General features: G+C 32.5%; 2 protein-coding genes. One reads left to right on the top strand and one right to left on the bottom strand.

Translation table 11 applies throughout. The features are described from left to right. Positions 1 to 22: 22 nt before the first annotated feature. Entirely contained in the window at positions 23 to 358 is a 336-nt protein-coding gene (locus J7J55_04895) for an IS110 family transposase (GenBank protein MCD6142035.1), read from the bottom strand. A gap of 91 nt (positions 359 to 449) precedes the next feature. On the opposite strand from J7J55_04895, the gene J7J55_04890 reads away from it, so the two are divergent. Beyond that, positions 450 to 1,673, top strand: coding sequence for an IS256 family transposase (locus tag J7J55_04890; protein ID MCD6142034.1), 1,224 nt, complete (start codon positions 450 to 452; stop codon positions 1,671 to 1,673). Positions 1,674 to 2,535 lie beyond the last annotated feature (862 nt).

Raw genomic sequence — 2,535 nt, 5'->3', positions numbered from 1 at the left:
TACGAAGATTTTGTAGTTTTTGTCAAGCTCCTGAATTAGTTAGTCGTAATTTTTGGTCATTAAAAATTTCTTCTTTTTTCACGAGGGCAAAAGCTATTCTTAGTATTTTACCAGCCAACGCTACTAATGCTACTTTTTTTGCTTTCCCTCTGCTTACAAGTCTTTCATAAAATTTTCTAAATACCTCACAACTACTCCTTAAACTTGCAACCGCTGCAAAATACGCCGCATTTCTAAGCCTTTTATTCCCTTCTCTCGTTATTCCTCTATCACCCTTCCTAATCCCGCTTTCATATACTCTTGGAACTATTCCTGCATAACTTACTACTTCCTTCCCTTTCTTAAACCCCTCAAACATCCCTGTTTCTATCAGTATGGAAGTATTACTTAAATTGTGTCTGATTTATGATAGTATAGAGAAATAAGAAAGTAAGGAGGAGGTTAAAGAAATGGAAGTAAAAGAGATTGATTTAAATGCTGAAATTGAAAAACTTGTCAGAGAAGCTCAAAATTCTACTTCTTATGAGGCTTTAACCTTCATCGCTGAACAACTTCTCAATCTTCTTATGCTTAAACAAAGAGAACTATTCCTTAAACAACAAAAAGAACAAAATCCTAAAAACAAAGCTAATGGTTTTTACGAAAGAGAATTAGCTTGCCTTTTCGGTCTACTTAATCTAAACATACCACGAGATAGAGAATGTCTTTTCCGTCCATCTATCTTACCTGATAAATGGAAAAAAGCTGATCCTAAATTCAACGAATTTCTCCTTAATCTCGTCTTCAATTCCTATTCCCCTAATCAAATTAAATCTCTTCTCCACAAAATTAATCTCCCTTACTCCCCTGAAGAAATTGATAAGTTTAAAAATCATCTCTATCAAAAAGCCTTAGAACTTAAAAATAAAGATCTCCCTCAAAATGTATTTGCTATCTTTATTGATGCCTACCGTTGCCAAATTAAAGATGAAAAACTTCAAAGAGTCAGAAATGCTACTATATACACGGTTATTGGAATTGATCTCGATGGAAATAAAAACCTCTTTGGTTATTACTGCTTGTGGGGACACGAAAATAAAGGAGATTGGCTGCAAATTTTTAATGATCTTATAAACAGAGGCTTAAAAAGAATAATGATTATAGTTTCTGACGATTTCCCAGGGCTCGATGAAGCAATAAAAACTCTCTTTCCACAAACAGATCATCAGCTTTGCTATGTTCATCTCCAACGCAATCTATTTAAAAATATGGCAAGAAAAGATGCTCAGGAGTTTAATAAATTTTTAAAAAGTTTAAAATATTGCAATAATTTTGAGGAAGCTTTAGAAAAGTTTAAGGAAAAGTGTGAAAAATTTATAAAGAAGTATCCAGGATATATGAAATATCTTTTAGAGAAAGGAGAAAAGTATTTAGTATTTTTGAGGTATCCAGAGGGTGTAAGAAAGCATATATATACTACGAACATAGTAGAGAATTTTCATAGTAAATTGGAGGTAGCAAGAATGAGAAGTGGTGGATATTTTCAAAGTGTGAAGACAGCAGAGGTGAGCATTTATGTGGTATATGAAAATATGAGGGATAGAAATTGGAGAAAGCCTTTACCAGGGGTAAGACATTGTTCTTATGAATTGAAACAAATGTTTCATTTAAAATTCCAGACACAATTCTCTTGACAACTGCCTCTTCAACCAATTTTTCTATTTCTTTTTCTATTTCCTTTATATGCTCTATTATTCGCTTTATTTCTTTTTCTATCCATTCAGTTTCCTTTTTACTTGCAAATACGGACCTCTTTAAATTTCGCACATAATTTTCAAGTCTAACTTTTTCTTTTATCCAAAATTCCCTTGTCCTTATCAAATACCTTAATTCTCCAAACTTTTTACTCTTTTTCAAATCTGTATTCTCTGGTTTCATTCTTACTCCATAAAGAGCAACCACCTCAGCATCTATATTATCTGTTTTAGCCTTTTTTCTTAAACTTTTTGAAAAATCTTTTATAATTTTTGGATTAACTATACTTATTGCTCCTATTCCTGCTTTATCTAATTTTACAGCTATGATTTCCCAAAAATTATTCGTTGCTTCCATTACAACTTTTACTTCATTTGGATTAAAGCCTAATTTATAGATCCACAATAGCAGTTGAGCAATGCCATCCTCAGATCTCTTGAATTTTTTAGGACCTGCAGTAAAGTTTTCATCAGAGGAGATTAAAAAAGCTAAAAAAGAATCTAAAGAGATGTCTAAACCTACAATTAGTTTGTATTGTCTCAAAGTTTCACCTCCTTTTATTTATTGGGTAAGAGATAATCTCTCCCAGGCTTTATACTTGTGGATACGAGCTTTTAGCCCTGGATTTTGTTCAAAGTAGGGAGAGATAGAGGTGGGGGAGCAAATCTTCGCATCGGTTTTGTAAAACCAAGTGCGAACCTGCTTCCCCCACCACATACCTCTTACCTTCTTTTTTTAACTTTTTTATTTTTTATTTTTTGATAAATTATACAAGTGCGAAAATGCTTATTTGGTGCTTAT

The sequence above is a fragment of the Candidatus Bipolaricaulota bacterium genome (genome assembly GCA_021159055.1).
Lineage (GTDB): Bacteria > Bipolaricaulota > Bipolaricaulia > UBA7950 > UBA9294 > S016-54.
Note: the sequence above shows the minus strand (reverse complement) of the source record. Positions and strands in the feature narration are given on the sequence as shown.

Coding starts and splice junctions, on each gene's coding strand:
- J7J55_04895 (MCD6142035.1), bottom strand. CDS start 358: ATGTTTGAGGGGTTTAAGAAAGGGAAGGAAGTAGTAAGTTATGCAGGA.
- J7J55_04890 (MCD6142034.1), top strand. CDS start 450: ATGGAAGTAAAAGAGATTGATTTAAATGCTGAAATTGAAAAACTTGTC.